This window comes from Pseudomonas sp. LBUM1656 (genome assembly GCF_059716065.1).
Genome location: NZ_CP166800.1, coordinates 5,021,445 through 5,036,264, shown reverse-complemented (window position 1 = coordinate 5,036,264; position 14,820 = coordinate 5,021,445). Strand labels below are relative to the sequence as shown.

At 61.0% G+C, this 14,820-nt stretch carries 14 protein-coding genes; 10 read left to right on the top strand and 4 right to left on the bottom strand.

The window, feature by feature from the left end; translation table 11 throughout:
* The first annotated feature begins 110 nt into the window (after positions 1–110).
* On the top strand, positions 111–992 hold the full coding sequence (locus ACA072_RS22750) for an MBL fold metallo-hydrolase (RefSeq protein WP_497620734.1): 882 nt from the start codon (positions 111–113) through the stop codon (positions 990–992).
* 206 nt (positions 993–1,198) lie between these two features.
* Positions 1,199–1,813, top strand: a complete 615-nt coding sequence (locus ACA072_RS22745) for an NAD(P)-dependent oxidoreductase (RefSeq protein ID WP_497620732.1) — start codon at positions 1,199–1,201, stop codon at positions 1,811–1,813.
* A gap of 174 nt (positions 1,814–1,987) precedes the next feature.
* Here the strand turns inward: ACA072_RS22745 and ACA072_RS22740 are convergent, their stop codons facing one another.
* The gene (locus ACA072_RS22740) at positions 1,988–2,869 is read right to left on the bottom strand and encodes a LysR substrate-binding domain-containing protein (RefSeq protein ID WP_497620730.1); all 882 of its coding nucleotides are present in this window, start codon (positions 2,867–2,869) and stop codon (positions 1,988–1,990) included.
* A 159-nt stretch (positions 2,870–3,028) separates the two neighbouring features.
* Between ACA072_RS22740 and ACA072_RS22735 the strand changes: the two genes are divergently transcribed.
* The 6 genes from ACA072_RS22735 (at position 3,029) to ACA072_RS22710 (ending at position 10,453) form a co-directional block, all read left to right on the top strand.
* On the top strand, positions 3,029–4,666 hold the full coding sequence (locus tag ACA072_RS22735) for a 5-guanidino-2-oxopentanoate decarboxylase (RefSeq protein ID WP_497620728.1): 1,638 nt from the start codon (positions 3,029–3,031) through the stop codon (positions 4,664–4,666).
* Entirely contained in the window at positions 4,663–6,111 is a 1,449-nt protein-coding gene (locus tag ACA072_RS22730) for an aldehyde dehydrogenase family protein (RefSeq protein ID WP_497620726.1), read from the top strand. Before ACA072_RS22735 ends, ACA072_RS22730 begins: the two co-directional genes overlap by 4 nt.
* A gap of 217 nt (positions 6,112–6,328) precedes the next feature.
* On the top strand, positions 6,329–7,432 hold the full coding sequence (locus ACA072_RS22725) for an extracellular solute-binding protein (RefSeq protein ID WP_109634373.1): 1,104 nt from the start codon (positions 6,329–6,331) through the stop codon (positions 7,430–7,432).
* 194 nt (positions 7,433–7,626) lie between these two features.
* The gene (locus ACA072_RS22720) at positions 7,627–8,535 is read left to right on the top strand and encodes an ABC transporter permease (RefSeq protein WP_497620724.1); all 909 of its coding nucleotides are present in this window, start codon (positions 7,627–7,629) and stop codon (positions 8,533–8,535) included.
* A complete protein-coding gene (locus tag ACA072_RS22715; protein WP_094470951.1) occupies positions 8,532–9,380 on the top strand; it encodes an ABC transporter permease in 849 nt (282 codons plus the stop codon). Before ACA072_RS22720 ends, ACA072_RS22715 begins: the two co-directional genes overlap by 4 nt.
* Before the next feature lie 17 nt (positions 9,381–9,397).
* Positions 9,398–10,453 (top strand): ABC transporter ATP-binding protein, encoded by a 1,056-nt coding sequence (locus tag ACA072_RS22710; protein WP_497620721.1) that lies wholly within the window; start codon positions 9,398–9,400, stop codon positions 10,451–10,453.
* A 152-nt stretch (positions 10,454–10,605) separates the two neighbouring features.
* Here the strand turns inward: ACA072_RS22710 and ACA072_RS22705 are convergent, their stop codons facing one another.
* Positions 10,606–11,535: an AraC family transcriptional regulator gene (locus ACA072_RS22705; RefSeq protein WP_497620719.1), complete on the bottom strand. Its 930-nt coding sequence runs from the start codon at positions 11,533–11,535 to the stop codon at positions 10,606–10,608.
* Between the two features lie 335 nt (positions 11,536–11,870).
* On the opposite strand from ACA072_RS22705, the gene ACA072_RS22700 reads away from it, so the two are divergent.
* Together ACA072_RS22700 and ACA072_RS22695 are read left to right on the top strand one after the other, a co-directional pair.
* Positions 11,871–12,224 (top strand): antibiotic biosynthesis monooxygenase family protein, encoded by a 354-nt coding sequence (locus ACA072_RS22700; RefSeq protein ID WP_497620717.1) that lies wholly within the window; start codon positions 11,871–11,873, stop codon positions 12,222–12,224.
* A gap of 41 nt (positions 12,225–12,265) precedes the next feature.
* Complete coding sequence (locus ACA072_RS22695; RefSeq protein WP_497620715.1) at positions 12,266–12,496, top strand: hypothetical protein; 231 nt, start codon at positions 12,266–12,268, stop codon at positions 12,494–12,496.
* Here the strand turns inward: ACA072_RS22695 and ACA072_RS22690 are convergent, their stop codons facing one another.
* Positions 12,497–13,126 carry a flavin reductase family protein gene (locus tag ACA072_RS22690; RefSeq protein ID WP_497620713.1) on the bottom strand — a complete coding sequence of 210 codons (630 nt, stop codon included), beginning with the start codon at positions 13,124–13,126 and terminating at the stop codon, positions 12,497–12,499.
* Between the two features lie 241 nt (positions 13,127–13,367).
* Positions 13,368–14,687 (bottom strand): MFS transporter, encoded by a 1,320-nt coding sequence (locus ACA072_RS22685; RefSeq protein WP_497620711.1) that lies wholly within the window; start codon positions 14,685–14,687, stop codon positions 13,368–13,370.
* Between the last annotated feature and the right edge of the window lie 133 nt (positions 14,688–14,820).

Below are 14,820 nucleotides of genomic sequence, written 5' to 3'. Positions count from 1 at the left end.
GCCCGCTTTCAGAAACAAACTATGTTCAAGCATCGCATTTTTTGTACTGAGTCAGGCAACTAAGCTCTGTCCCCATCGCCAGACACGGCATTCGGACCACGGAGCAACAGATGATCGGCCTCACCTCTCTCAAACGCATTTTGCTGGCCACCGCCACCCTTGGCTTCGCGGCCCACGCCGCGGCGGCATCGACCCTGACCCTGGACGTGTACAACCCGGGTGACAAGGCGATCTTCCCGGTGACCTCGGTCTTGGTCAGCGGCGAAAAAGAAGCGATTCTGGTGGACGCGCAATTCGGCAAATCCCAGGCCGAACAAGTGGTCGAGAAGATCCGCGCCAGCGGCAAGCAACTGACCACCATCTACATCAGCCACGGTGACCCGGATTACTACTTCGGCCTCGACACCCTGACCGCCGCGTTCCCGAACGCCAAGGTGCTGGCCTCGCAGCCCACCGTGGATCACATCAAGCACACCGTCGACGGCAAACTGGCGTTCTGGGGCCCGAAAATGGGCGCCGACGTGCCAGCCAAAACCATCGTGCCAGGCGTACTCAAGGGCGACAGCCTGATGCTTGAAGGGCAGAAGTTGCAGGTGGTGGGCCTGGACGGCAAGCAGCCGGACCGGACCTTTGTGTGGATCCCGTCGATCAAGGCTGTCGTCGGTGGTGTGGTCGTCGCAGAAAACATCCACGTGTGGATGGCCGACACCCAAACCGCGCAATCCCACGCCGATTGGTTGACTACGCTGCACGCCATCGAAACCCTGAAGCCGAAAACCATTGTGCCGGGGCATTACCTCGGTGAGAGCGCCCGTTCGCTGGCTGCTGTGCAGTTCACCGCCGATTACATCAAGGCCTTCGACGAAGAAACCGCCAAGGCCAAAGACTCCGCCGCGCTGATCGCCGCGATGAAAAAACGCTTCCCGGCAGTGGGCGAAGTGAGCTCGCTGGAGCTCAGCGCCAAAGTCGCCAAGGGCGAGATGAAGTGGTAACCGGATTGAGTGACTGAAGGGCCTTTGTGGCGAGGGAGCTTGCTCCCGCTGGAGTGCGAAGCGCTCCCCTGCAGTGTGTCAGCCACAGAGCATTCTCAGGTTTACGACTGCTGCGCAGCCGAACGGGAGCAAGCTCCCTCGCCACAGGATTGCGTTATCGCACTCGCTGCAAACGTCAGATATACCCAAGCCAACTGGAGAACGTCATGAGCAAAATCGCAATCATCGGTGCCACCGGCCGTGCCGGCAGCCAACTGCTGGAAGAAGCCCTGCGTCGTGGTCACAGCGTCACGGCCATCGCCCGTGACACCTCGAAGATCAGCCAGCGTGCCGGGGTGGAGGCCAGGAACGTCGATGCCCTTGATGCCGAAGCGTTGCAAGCGGCTGTCGCGGTTCATGACGTGGTGATCAGCGCGGCGCACTTCGCGACCCTTCCGGCCAGCGCCGTTATTGGGCCGGTGAAAAAGGCCGGGGTGAAACGCTTGCTGGTGGTGGGCGGTGCGGGTTCGTTGTTGCTGTCGGATGGCTCTCGCGTCATCGACAGCACGGGCTTTCCGGAGGCGTACAAGGCAGAGGCCAGTGCCGGGGCTTTGTTTCTGGAGAACCTGCGGCAGGAACAGGATCTGGACTGGACCTTTCTGTCACCGTCGGCGGAGTTTGTCGAAGGTGAGCGCACGGGGGCATTTCGGGTGGGCAAGGATGATTTGCTGGTGAGCGGTGCAGGGCGGAGCTGGATCACCTTTGCCGATTATGCGATTGCGATGATCGATGAAGTGGAAGCGCCGAAGCACTCTCGGCAGCGGTTCACAGTCGGATACTGATCCCCGCAACACCACAAACCTGTAGCAGCTGGCGAAGCCTGCGTTCGGCTGCGCAGCAGTCGTAAACCCTGTATCCACGGTTTTCCTGGCACACCGCGGTGTATGGTTTTACGACTGCTGCGCAGCCGAACGCAGGCTTCGCCAGCTGCTACAGGGTGCAGTTCAGCGCAAGGCTCAGCGCGATTGAGCCTGCTCCACCAACCACCCCATCAATTCGCGCAACTTCGGCGAAGGCCCGGGTTTTTCCGGGAACACCAGGTAATACGCCAACCCCGTTTTCACCTTCAATTCAAACGGCATGACCAGCCGCCCGGCGCTCAGGTCGTCGCCAATCAACGACCAATCTCCAATCGCCACACCGGTCCCTTGGGACGCCATCGACATCGCCAGGTCCAGGGTTTCGAAATGCTGACCCTTGCCGACATTGCTCAAGCGAATATCGGCGCTGGCCAGCCAGGCTTTCCAGTCGCGTTCGTCGCGGGTCGGGTGCAACAGCATGTGTTGTTCCAGATCCTCCGGCGCCTGCAACGGCACCGGCCCTTCGAGGTAAGGCCGGGAGCAGACCGGCGTCAGTTGCTCATCGAACAGCCGATGGGACGTCAGTGACGTCTCCGGCGGGACGCCATAGATCACCGCCGCATCGAACTGCTCGCGATGAAAATCCACGCCGTGTTTCACCGTGGTGGTCAATTCCACCGGCACATCCGGGCGCTCCCGTTGCCACTGCACCAGGCGCGGCAACAACCAGCGCATCACGCACGTGGGCGCCTTGAGTTGCAGGGTTTTGCGCTTCTCGCCGATCTGCTCGACCGCCTCGTCGATCAAGCCGAAAATCTGCTGGACCCGTGGCAGCCATTCCCGTCCTTCGGCCGTCAGGTCGAGGCCGCGGGCCTGGCGGATAAACAGTTCATAACCCAGATGTTCTTCCAGCCCGGCGATCTGCCGACTCACCGCGCCCTGGGTGATGTACAGCTGTTCGGCGGCCCGGGTGAAGTTGCAGCACTGCGCGGTGATCAGAAAAGTGTGCAGCGCCGGCAGGGGAGGCAATCGTTTCATTGGGATCCAAGGTATGACGTGAGGACATGGCTAGTATGACTTTTTATCCATTGTTGCGGCTACGTGTCGCCCGTTCCAATGAGGCCATCCCTGGACCTGCCCACGCATCATAAACACTGCGCAGGCCCGGCGTCTCAAACGAACAAAAAGGGCAAAGACATGGCGACGTGCGGCGAAGTATTGGTCAAGTTACTCGAAGATTACGGGGTCGAGCAGGTGTTCGGCATTCCCGGGGTTCACACCGTGGAGCTGTATCGCGGGCTGGCCCGTTCGAGCATCAACCACGTCACGCCGCGTCACGAACAGGGCGCCGGGTTCATGGCCGACGGTTATGCGCGCACCAGTGGCAAACCGGGTGTGTGCTTCATCATCACCGGCCCCGGCATGACCAACATCACCACCGCGATGGGCCAGGCCTACGCCGATTCGATCCCGATGCTGGTGATCTCCAGCGTGCAATCGCGCAGCCAATTGGGCGGCGGTCGCGGCAAGCTCCACGAGCTGCCGAACCAGAGCGCTTTGGTCGGCGGTGTGGCAGCGTTCTCCCACACCCTGATGTCGGCGGCTGAATTGCCAGTCGTACTGGCCCGTGCTTTCGCACTGTTCCAGGCCGGTCGTCCGCGTCCTGTTCACATCGAAATTCCGTTGGACGTTTTGGTCGAAGAAGCCGACGACTTGCTCACCAGTCTTCCAGTGAACATCGACCGCGCCGGTGCTTCGCCGAGCGCCATCAGCCGCATGACCGCGCTGCTGGCCGGTGCCAAACGCCCACTGATTCTGGCCGGTGGCGGTGCCATCGATGCGGCCGCCGAGCTGACAGAACTGGCCGAACTGCTGGACGCGCCAGTGGCCCTGACCATCAATGCCAAAGGCATGCTCGAATCCAATCACCCGCTGCTGATCGGTTCGACCCAAAGCCTGGTCGCGACCCGTGCCTTGGTGGCCGAGGCCGACGTGGTATTGGCCATCGGCACCGAACTGGCCGAGACCGATTACGACGTCACCTTTGCCGGCGGTTTCGAAATTCCCGGCGTGCTGCTGCGGGTGGACATCGACCCCGACCAGACCGTGCGCAACTACCCGCCGAAAATCGCCCTGGTGGCCGATTCGCGCAACGCCACGCAAGCCTTGCTCGGCGAGCTGTCCAAACACTCGCTGGCCGAGCGCCGCAACGATTGGGGCCAGGTCCGTGCCGCACGACTGCGCGAAGACCTCGCCGCCACCTGGGATGCGCCGACCCTGGCCCAGACCCGCTTCCTCGAAACCGTTCTGCACGAGTTGCCGGACGCAGTTTTCGTCGGCGATTCGACCCAACCGGTGTACACCGGCAACCTGACCTTCAACCCGGAACGCCCGCGTCGCTGGTTCAACTCGTCCACCGGTTACGGCACCCTCGGTTACGCCTTGCCGGCGGCGATTGGCGCCTGGCTCGGCGGCAGCGCCGAAGGTGGCGCACGTCCTCCGGTGGTGTGCCTGATCGGTGACGGCGGCCTGCAATTCACCCTGCCGGAACTGGCCAGCGCCGTTGAAGCGCGCACCCCGGTGATCGTCCTGCTGTGGAATAACCAGGGCTACGAAGAGATCAAGAAATACATGGTCAACCGCGCCATCGAGCCGGTGGGCGTGGACATCTACACCCCGGACTTCATCGGCGTGGCCAAGGCGCTGGGTTGTGCCGCCGAAGCAGTCAACGGTGTCGAGCAACTGCGCAGCGCTCTGCGCGTCGCCGCTGATCGCCAGGGCCCAACGCTGATTGAAATCGATCAGACCCAGTGGATGAAGGCGGTGTCGAAATGACTTTCCCTACAACCCTGGACGGTCTCTACATCAATGGCCAATGGTCGGCCGGCAACGAACATCTGCGCGTGATCAACCCGGCCACCGAAGCCCTGTTGACCACCGTGAATGGCGGCGATGAAAACGCCGTCGATCAAGCCGTCACTGCTGCCACAAAAGCGTTCGGCGAATGGTCGAAAACCACCGGCACCGAGCGCGGCGCGATCCTGCGCAGAATCGCCGCAGGCGTTCAGGCCGGGCGTGAACACCTGATGAAGTTGCAATCGAGCAACAACGGCAAACCGCTGTTCGAAGCCGCCATCGACGTCGATGACGTGATCGCCACCTTCGAGTATTACGCCGGTCTGGCCGAAGGCCTCGATGCCAGACAAGACAGCAACGTCGAGCTGCCCACCGACGATTTCAGCGCTCGCCTGCGTCGTGAACCGTGCGGAGTGGTCGGCCTGATCGTGCCGTGGAATTTCCCGATGGTCACCACCGCCTGGAAACTCGCCCCGGCGCTGGCGGCAGGTTGCTGCGTGGTACTCAAGCCGTCGGAAGTCACGCCGCTGCCGGAGCTGGAACTGGCGGCGATCATCGCTGAAGCCGGTTTGCCCGACGGTGTGTTCAACCTGGTCTGCGGCACCGGCCTGGCCGTGGGTGCGCCGCTGTCCGCCGACCCGCGCATTGCCAAAATCTCCTTCACCGGCAGCAACGCGGTCGGTGTGCAGGTGATGCAACGCGCAGCGGAAACCGTGAAAGGCGTGAGCCTGGAACTGGGCGGCAAATCCTCGCTGCTGGTGTTGGCCGATGCCGACATCGGACTGGCCGTGGAAGTGGCCTGCGGTGGCGGTTTCTTCAACGCCGGGCAAATGTGTTCGGCCACCAGCCGCGTGCTGGTCGCTGACGAACTGGCGGATGAATTCCTCATTCGTTTGAAGGCCCGCGCCGAAGCCATTCGCGTCGCCGACCCGTTCGACCCTGATGTGGAAATGGGCGCCCTGGTCAATCAGGCGCAATACCAGCGAGTGCTGGGCCACATCGATCGTGGTTTGAGCGCTGGCGCCAAACTGATTTGCGGTGGCAATCGTCCGGCAGACCTGTCGCGCGGGTATTTTTTGCAGCCGACGATTTTCACCGAAGTGCCCCTCGACAGTGCGTTGTGGTGTGAAGAGATTTTCGGGCCAGTGATCTGCGTGAGCAGTTTTGCCTCTGAGGCCGAGGCGATTGCCCTGGCCAACGACAGCCAGTTCGGTCTGGTGGCCAGCGTGGTGACGCGCGACGCCGAGGCGGCTGATCGGGTCGCCAACGCCTTGCAGGCGGGGCTGGTGTGGATCAACGCGCCGCAGGTGATCTTCCCGCAGACCGCCTGGGGTGGCTACAAACAGAGCAGCATCGGCCGCGAATTGGGGCCGTGGGGCTTGCAGGCTTTCCAGGAAATAAAACACGTGATTCGAGCGGTCTGATGGCTCGAAAAGGGTCAGCGCATGCCTCGTCCTGAGGCATGCGCTGGTGTCATGGCTTCGATGAGTTTTTATCGATAGTCAGGTGTTTTGCACGACCTCAGGATGAACTCACTGGTTCAGCCAAACCCCCGAAAATACGAGGGATAACGCTGATCCGGGCGCGCGGATGCAACAGTTTCGACCTGCCTTATACCTACAAAAACAAAGGGAGTCCGTAATGGGCGAGCATGATCTGAACAGACGTCAATTCATCAAAACCGTGGGCGTGGCCTCGGTGGCAGCGGCGGCCATGAGCTTGCCCTTCGTCAAGGCCAACGCCAGCGACACTCGATTCCAGGGCAAGACCCTGCGCTTGCTGACCTGGTCCGATGACACCGGCCTTGCTGCATTGCGTAACATCGCGGCAACTTTTGAAGACAAGTACGGCTGCAAGGTCATCGCTGACCGCACCGGCAGTACCTCGGAAATGGTCGCCAAACTCAAGGCCGCCGGCGATCGTCCGCAGTACGACATCATCACCCTGGCCGGCGTCGGTGCCGAAGGTTTGGCCGCGGCCAACCTGCTGGAAAAACCCGACCTCAACCGCATCCCCAACCTGGTCGACGTGCCGGAGAAATACCGCACCGGCGCCAACGGCCACGGCATCGGTTACCTGCTGTGGTGCAACAGCCTCGTCTACAGCACCCGCACCATCAAGGAAGCCCCGGACAGTTACGCCGCCCTGTGGGACGCCGAGTTGTCGCCGAACATCTTCCTGCCGCCGCCGAACTGGACCGAGGCCATGGACCTGATCATCATCGCCGCAAAACTGGCCGGTGGTGACGAGCACAACATCGAGCCAGGCTTCAAGAAACTCGCCGAGCTGAAAGATCGTGTGGTGACCCTGGGCGAAAACCCGAACCAGATCGCCGAGCTGTTCCGCACCGGCTCCCTGGACATGGGCGGTCTGTACGCGCCGGCGTTCTTCCCGAAACAGATCCGCGATCCGGCCTACGGCCTGGGCGCCACGTTTGGCATGAAGGAAGGTTTCTACACCGACCTGATGCTCTCGGTGATGCCGAAAAATCGTCCGGGCGATACCGATCTGGTCTACGCCTTCATCAACCACTCTCTGGACCCGCTGGTGCAGGGCAAGATGGCCGAGGACATCTACAACGGTCCGGTCAACAGCAAGGCGATCATCTCCGCCGAAGCGCGCAAGAGCCCGTACATCCTCACGCCGGAGCAGATTGCCGAGAAAGCGATCATGCACGACAACGCCTTCCTGGCCTCCGTGCATGACCAATGGATTCGTCGTTACACGGAAATCTTTTCTTCCTGATCGAGTGACGAACACAAGTCTTCAGAACACTGCAAATCCCTGTGGGAGCTAGCCTGCTAGCGATTGCGGTCTGACATTCAGCATTGATGTCGACTGACGGATCGCTATCGCTAGCAGGCTAGCTCCCACAAGGGGCCAAGGTGATTTTGAGGGCTGTGTTTGTCAGCTGCTTTCCATTGACGAGACCCTTTGCTATGGAACACCAACCTCTGACTCATCCGGTCGCCGCCCCCCCCGTGCGCGCCAACCGGGGTGTTTCGCCGACGACGCGAGCCTGGTTTTTCCTCTCGCCGTCGATGCTGTTTCTGGGCGTGCTGATTGCCGCCAGTCTGCTGGTGCTGCGCATGAGCGTGGGCACCAAAGGCGCGGAATGGACCGGGTTCAGCCTGGCCAGTTACGCCCAGCTGCTCGAACCCTATTACCTCAAGTCCTTGCTGCTGACCCTGCGCCTGGCGCTGATCAGCGCGGTGATCGCGGTGGTGCTGGCGATCCCGGTGGCCTACACCATGTCGCGCCTGACCTCGCCGTTTGTGCGACGGATCTTCCTCGCCGCGGTGCTGCTGCCGTTGCTGGTCAACCTGCTGCTGCAAAGCTATGGCTGGCTGGTGATTCTCGGCCCGGGCGGAATGCTCAATCAGGCGCTGATGGGCCTGGGCCTGATCAAGCGCCCGATCATGCTGCTGTACAACCAGAACGGCGTCTTGATGGGCCTGGTGCAAACCGCGTTCCCGCTGGCGGTGCTGCCGATTGCCAGCGCCATGCGCGGCGTTGCGCGGACGTATGAAGAAGCCGCCGCCACCCTCGGTGCGAGTCGCTTTCAGGTGTTCCGCCAAGTGGTGTTGCCGATGAGCATGCCCGGGATCATTACGGGTGCGACGTTGGTATTCGCCTACAACGCCAGCAGTTTCGTGGTGCCGTTGCTGCTCGGCGGCCGCCGGGTGCCGATGCTGGCGGTGATGGTGCATGACCAGATCGCGCCGCTGATGAATTGGCCCGCCGCGTCCGCTGCCGGCGTAGTGCTGATCGTCACCACCCTCGCGATCATGACCTTGTCCGAATTCATCACTGGCCGTCGTCGGCGCATGCTGGAGGCTTCCCAATGAGCACGTTGACCAAAAAGCGTTATGGCCTGCTGCCCGGCGAGACCGGCAAGTTCGCCGGCATCCTCTCGGGCTTCATCCTGTTGCTGGCGGTGTTGCCGATCCTGACGATGATCGTGATGTCGTTCAGCGGTGCGTCGAACCTCGACTTCCCGCCGAGCAGCTACAGCCTGCAATGGTACAAGGCCGCCTGGCACACCTTTGTGTCGCCGGATTCCAGCGATGTGCTGAGCCTGGGCAAAGCCATGACCACCAGCCTGATGGTGGCGTGCCTGACCATGGTCTTCGCGACCATTGTTGCGGTGCCGGCGGCGTACGCGCTGACCCGTTGCGAGTTCCGCGGCAAAGCCGTGGCGCTGCAACTGATGTCGCTGCCGCTGGTGTTTCCGATGGTGGTGTTGGGCCTGGCGTTGCTGCTGGTGTTCGACAGCCTGCCGTTCCAGATGACCACGTCGCGGCTGGTGATTGCCCACGTGATCCTGGCCCTGCCGTTCGTGGTGAAAAACTGCACCGCCGCGATGCTGTCCATCGGCAGCGAAGTCGAAGAGGCCGCGCAAATGCTCGGCGCCTCGCCGCTGCGGGCAATTATCGATGTGGTGGTGCCACTGATGAAGTCGGGGATTCTGGCAGGGATGCTGCTGGCGTTCATCGTCTCGTTCAACGAGTTCACCGTGACTTACTTTCTCTACACCATCGACGTCATGACCGTGCCGATCTGGATGTACAGCCGCACCGTGTCATCGCTCGACCCCACTGTATTCTCGTTTGCCGTGCTGATCGTGCTGATCGACTTCGTCCTGATCTGGGCGCTGGAGAAGCTGGTCGGTGAAGGTGGCGTTTCGTTCTGATTCTTGAGGTGATTCATATGTCTGGTCTGATTCTGGAAAACGTCGAGAAACATTACGGCTCGGCCTGCGCGGTAAAGGATGTGAACCTGCATTTGCCGGAAGGCAAACTGGTGTGTTTCCTCGGCCCGTCGGGTTGCGGCAAAACCACCTTGCTGCGGATGATCGCCGGGCTCGAAACCCTGAGCGGCGGCGAGATTCGCCTGGACGGTGAAGACATCGGCCACACGCCGGCGCACCAGCGCAATTTCGGCATGGTGTTCCAGTCGTTGGCGCTGTTTCCGCACATGACGGTGGGGGAGAACATCGCCTATCCGTTGAAACTGCGCGGGGTCAGCAAGGTTGATCAGCAGGCGCGGGTGGTGGAGTTGCTTGAGCTGATTCAGCTGAGCGAGATGATTGATCGTCCGGTGGCGAAACTCTCCGGCGGTCAACGCCAGCGTGTGGCGATTGCCCGGGCGATTGCCAACCACCCGAAGATCCTCTTGCTCGACGAACCGCTGTCGGCGCTGGACGCCAAGCTGCGTGAGTCGATGCAGGTGGAAATCCGTCAGCTGCAACAGCGCCTGAACATCACCACGATCATGGTGACCCACGATCAGCGTGAGGCGATGACCATGGCCGATATCGTGGTGGTGCTGGGTGAGCATCGGGTGCAGCAAGTGGGCACGCCGATTGAAATCTACCGGCACCCGGCCAACGAATTTGTCGCGGACTTTATCGGCTCGGGCAACATCTTCCCGGCCACGGCGTTGGGCAACGGCAAGATTGGCTTGCCAGGTGGCGATGCGCTGGAAGTGCCGATCTGCAGCAGCATTGTGGTCGGTGAGAAGGTGAAGATGCTGATTCGCCCTGAGGACCTGCAACTGTCCCATCCGCAGGCGACGGCGGGGAACCGCTTGCTCGGTACGGTGACGTTTGTGCGTGATATCGGCGCGACGATTGAAACGACGGTCGAGTGTTCCGGGGTGTCGTTTACGGCGTTGAGCACGCCGTGTCAGGGGTTTGGGTTGAGCATTGGCAACCCGGTGTCGGTGACCCTTCCGGCCGAGGCTTGCCGCGTGCTCGGCGCCTGAACCAGATTTGATGTTGGCCTTGCTGGCCTCATCGCTGGCAGGCCAGCTCCCACAGGTTACATCGGTGTTCACTTGATTGTGTGATCACCCACAATCCCTGTGGGTGCTGGCCTGCCAGCGATGAGGCCATCAATTACACCCTCAATGCTGAATCAGACACTCAACCGCAACCGCGCCAAATCCCGCAACGGCGGCGCCCCGAACAACCGGCTATATTCCCGGCTGAACTGCGAAGGGCTTTCATACCCCACCCGATACCCCGCCGCCGACGCTTCCAGCCCCTCGGCCAGCATCAACCGCCGCGCTTCCTGCAACCGCAACTGCTTCTGATACTGCAACGGACTCATCGCCGTCATCGCCTTGAACCGGTGATGCAACGTTGACACGCTCAGGTTCACTTCCTTCGCCAGATCATCGATGCGCAGCGGTTGCTCATAATTGCCGTTGAGCCACTTGATCGCCTGGCTGATGCGATGGCTCTGGCTATTGGCGATGGCGATTTCATACAGCCGATGGCCCTGCTGGCTGCGCAACAACCGATACAGAATCTCCCGACGAATCAGCGGCGCGAGCATGGCGATGTCTTTCGGGGTATCGAGCAATCGAGCCAGGCGCAGCACGGCGTCGAGCATCGCCGTGTCGATCTGTTCGACATACAAGCCGCGTCCCGTCGGTCGGGTAGGGACGCCGAGGGGGCCGGCGTCGGCAATCAGTGAAGTGATTTCCGCCGGATCAATGTCCAGCCGCACCGCGAGAATCGGCTCTTCAGACGTGACATTCACCACTCGTCCGCTCAACGGCATCGAGACCGACACCACCAGGTAGTTCAGCGGATCGTAATTGAAGTATTCGTCGGCCAGCCGGACTTCTTTGCGACCCTGCGCCATGATGCACAACGCCGGTTGGGCCAGCACCGGGGCAAAGTCATGGGACTTGCTGTGTTTGGACATGAACAGCGATCCGACGGCAGTGGCATAAGTGCCATCTTCCATCGTGTTGCGACGGATGATAGCGGCCAGTTCCGCGCGCTGCTTCTCCATGTCGGCATCCAGCGGGGCTTGAAAGTGATCGAGCGACGACATGCAAGGCATCCTCGGCGGTGCGTTGGTAATGAAGCGAGCTTAAGTTTGTGCAAGACGATGCGGTAGACACATCCTGCCTCAAGCTTGCCTGATTCTGCACGGGGTGAATTAACGGCGCTTCTATGACAGGCCAGCCCAAGGGAAACTTGCTTGAAAGCCGTGTTTCATTGGCACGAGGACTTTTACAGGTTGTTACAGGTTTTGCGAAACGCCGCGCAGGATTGTGCAAAAAGCCGGCAGGAATCGACTAACCGCGCTTCCACCGGCGCGCTTAACCTTTGATCCTGTCGCAGCCCGTCCCACGGCTGCCACTCGACTACCTGGGAGGGTTGAACATGTCTACGCAGATCCCCGTCAGTCACATGGCCTTTGTCCGTGCCCGCGCCGGGCGTTCGGCGGAACTCGGTGTGCGCCTGAGCGCCTTGATCGAGCCGTCCCGCAGCGCACCGGGTTGCCTGAGTTTTTCCCTGCAGCATTCGCAATGCGATCCGGAGTTGTGGCTGGTGTCCGGTTTCTGGACCCACCAGCAAGCGATGACCGCTTATTTCGGCACCCCGGCGATGGAGATTTTCGCCGAGCTGGTGCAGGAGCTGGTGGTCAACAGCCTGGATTTTCATACCTTCAAGGACGTGTCGGCCGAACAGGCGAAGGGGCAGTCCCGGTCGTGGGTACACAAAATGGCGGGTTGAGGGTTTAATGGCTCCATTCTCAATCAGCCAGGATCCGCGCCATGGCACGTAAAGCCTTTGAAACCTTCGAAGCCGTATCCGCCGTAATGCCGGCCGAAGGCGGTTACAACGCCGCAATCGCTGTTAAAGCGCTGGGTGGCTCAGGTGCACCGCGTTTCCACAAAATTCTCGAAGATCAGGTCTTCAAGACCGCCCATGATGCCGATGAAGCCGCTGCGCTGAGGCTGACCAGCCTCAAGAACGTCAGCGACGACGCCGAACTCGTCTGGTAATTACTTGACCGCCCCCGGGCGGAACATCTTGAACAAGGCCTCTGGTCCCAGCTGAAAGTAATCCGCTGGCCCGCCGCCGCGCAGAATCGGTTCTGCCGCGGCGGTGTCGTACACCCCATCCTTCAACAGCCACTTGGCGATATGCACGGCGACCACTTCGCCCAGGATCAGCCAGCTCGGCACCACGTTCCCGTCCGCCCGCTGCAACTGAATGATCTGCGTAACCTTGCACTCGAACGACACCGGGCTTTCGGCGACGCGCGGTACCTGAATGATTTTTGAAGCCGCCGGGGTCAGGCCAGACAGCTCGAACTCGTTGACCTCGGGCGGGACCATCGCGCAGCTCTGGTTCATCTGCTCGGCCAGCGGACGCGTGGCGAGGTTCCAGGCGAATTCACCGGTCTGCTCGATGTTGTTCAGGCTGTCTTTGCGCCCGACGCTGGAGAAACCGATGATCGGCGGAATGTAGTTGAAGGCGTTGAAGAAGCTGTACGGCGCCAGGTTCAAGCGGCCGTTGGCGTCCTGGGAGGAAATCCAGCCGATGGGGCGGGGGCCGACGATGGCGTTGAACGGGTCATGCGGCAAGCCGTGGCCGTTGGCGGGTTCGTAGTAGTGGATTTCGTCGGGCATGGATGGCGTTCCTGGGGCATATTCGGAGATCGCGCCATAGTGCAAGGCCGAACGGGTTATTTCCAGCGATGAGATTCAAATGTGGGAGCGAGCCTGCTCGCGATAGCGGTGTGTCAGTCAGCCAATTTGTTGCTGATACACCGCTATCGCGAGCAGGCTCGCTCCCACAGGTTTTGTGTCGGGGCAATGAAAAGGGGCAGACCCGCTAAGGTCTGCCCCTGTTTTTGTTGCGCTGACGAAATCAGTCCGTCTCGATCCGCGAATGCTTGCGGGTGTCTTTCATGGTGATGTACACCAGCAGCGACACGGCAATACATGCCGTCACATACCAGTAGTAACCGGTTTCCATGCCGATGCTCTTGAACCACAGCGCGATGTATTCAGCGGTGCCGCCGAAGATCGACACGGTCAGTGCGTACGGCAGGCCGACGCCCAGTGCACGAATCTCGGTCGGGAACAGTTCGGCCTTCACCACCGCGTTGATCGAGGTGTAGCCGCTGACGATGATCAGCGCCGCCATGATCAGGAAGAACGCGCCCCACCAGGATTGAATGGTGTGCAGGGTGGTCAGGATCGGCACGGTGAACAGCGTCCCGAGCACACCGAAGGCAATCAGGATCGGACGACGGCCGACTTTATCCGACAGCCCGCCAATGATCGGTTGCAGGCACATGAACAGGAACAGCGTGGCCGCAGAAATGGTGGTGGAGTCGGAGATGCTCATGCCGACGGTGTTCACCAGGTATTTCTGCATGTAGGTGGTGTAGGTGTAGAACGCCAGGGTGCCGCCCATGGTCAGGCCGACCACGGTCATCAGTTCCTTGGGATGGCGCATCAAGGTGCGCATCGCGCTTTCCTTGGCCTTCACTTTCTTGGTGAACGACTCGGTTTCTTCCATGCCACGACGCAGGTACAACGCGACCACGGCACACAGCGCGCCGATGGCGAACGGGATGCGCCAGCCCCAGGCGTACAGTTCTTCGGTGGTCAGGACTTGTTGCAGCACGATCAACACCGCCAACGCGATGAGCTGACCCGAGATCAGGGTCACGTACTGGAAGCTGGAGTAGAAACCGCGACGCTCCTTGGTCGCCATTTCGCTGAGGTACGTCGCCGAAGTGCCGTACTCGCCGCCGACCGACAGGCCTTGCAGCAGGCGGGCGAAAATCAGCAGGATCGGTGCGCCGATGCCAATGGTTTCATAACCGGGGCTCAGGGCAATCAGCAGCGAGCCGAAACACATCAGGTACACCGAAGCCATCAGTGCTTTCTTGCGACCGGCCTTGTCAGCGTAGAGGCCCATCAACCAGCCGCCGATCGGGCGCATCAGGAAGCCCACGGCGAAGATCGCGGCGGTGTTCAGCAGTTGTGCGGTGGTGTCGCCTTTGGGGAAAAAGGCCTTGGCGAAATACAGGGAGAAGGCAGCGTAGACGTACCAGTCGTACCACTCGACCATGTTGCCGACAGAGCCGCTGAAGATCGACTTGATGCGACTGGCAGTGGTTCTTTCTTTGGCAGGCACGGCAGCCGACCCAAGGGGCAGGGCGTTGGAGTTATCCATTGAAGGATCCTTCGTTTAATTGTTTTTGTGGAGCGCGTTGAAACGCAGCCTGACTGGGCTATAGCAGGAGGTGTGCCAGATCAAAGAGGGCCGGGCTAGAGGGGTTTTGAAAGTCGAGTGAGCGGAAATCCGC

Coding starts and splice junctions, on each gene's coding strand:
- ACA072_RS22720 (WP_497620724.1), top strand. CDS start 7,627: ATGGAACACCAACCTCTGACTCATCCGGTCGCCGCCCCCCCCGTGCGC.
- ACA072_RS22725 (WP_109634373.1), top strand. CDS start 6,329: ATGGGCGAGCATGATCTGAACAGACGTCAATTCATCAAAACCGTGGGC.
- ACA072_RS22685 (WP_497620711.1), bottom strand. CDS start 14,687: ATGGATAACTCCAACGCCCTGCCCCTTGGGTCGGCTGCCGTGCCTGCC.
- ACA072_RS22700 (WP_497620717.1), top strand. CDS start 11,871: ATGTCTACGCAGATCCCCGTCAGTCACATGGCCTTTGTCCGTGCCCGC.
- ACA072_RS22715 (WP_094470951.1), top strand. CDS start 8,532: ATGAGCACGTTGACCAAAAAGCGTTATGGCCTGCTGCCCGGCGAGACC.
- ACA072_RS22745 (WP_497620732.1), top strand. CDS start 1,199: ATGAGCAAAATCGCAATCATCGGTGCCACCGGCCGTGCCGGCAGCCAA.
- ACA072_RS22750 (WP_497620734.1), top strand. CDS start 111: ATGATCGGCCTCACCTCTCTCAAACGCATTTTGCTGGCCACCGCCACC.
- ACA072_RS22695 (WP_497620715.1), top strand. CDS start 12,266: ATGGCACGTAAAGCCTTTGAAACCTTCGAAGCCGTATCCGCCGTAATG.
- ACA072_RS22735 (WP_497620728.1), top strand. CDS start 3,029: ATGGCGACGTGCGGCGAAGTATTGGTCAAGTTACTCGAAGATTACGGG.
- ACA072_RS22705 (WP_497620719.1), bottom strand. CDS start 11,535: ATGTCGTCGCTCGATCACTTTCAAGCCCCGCTGGATGCCGACATGGAG.
- ACA072_RS22730 (WP_497620726.1), top strand. CDS start 4,663: ATGACTTTCCCTACAACCCTGGACGGTCTCTACATCAATGGCCAATGG.
- ACA072_RS22710 (WP_497620721.1), top strand. CDS start 9,398: ATGTCTGGTCTGATTCTGGAAAACGTCGAGAAACATTACGGCTCGGCC.
- ACA072_RS22740 (WP_497620730.1), bottom strand. CDS start 2,869: ATGAAACGATTGCCTCCCCTGCCGGCGCTGCACACTTTTCTGATCACC.
- ACA072_RS22690 (WP_497620713.1), bottom strand. CDS start 13,126: ATGCCCGACGAAATCCACTACTACGAACCCGCCAACGGCCACGGCTTG.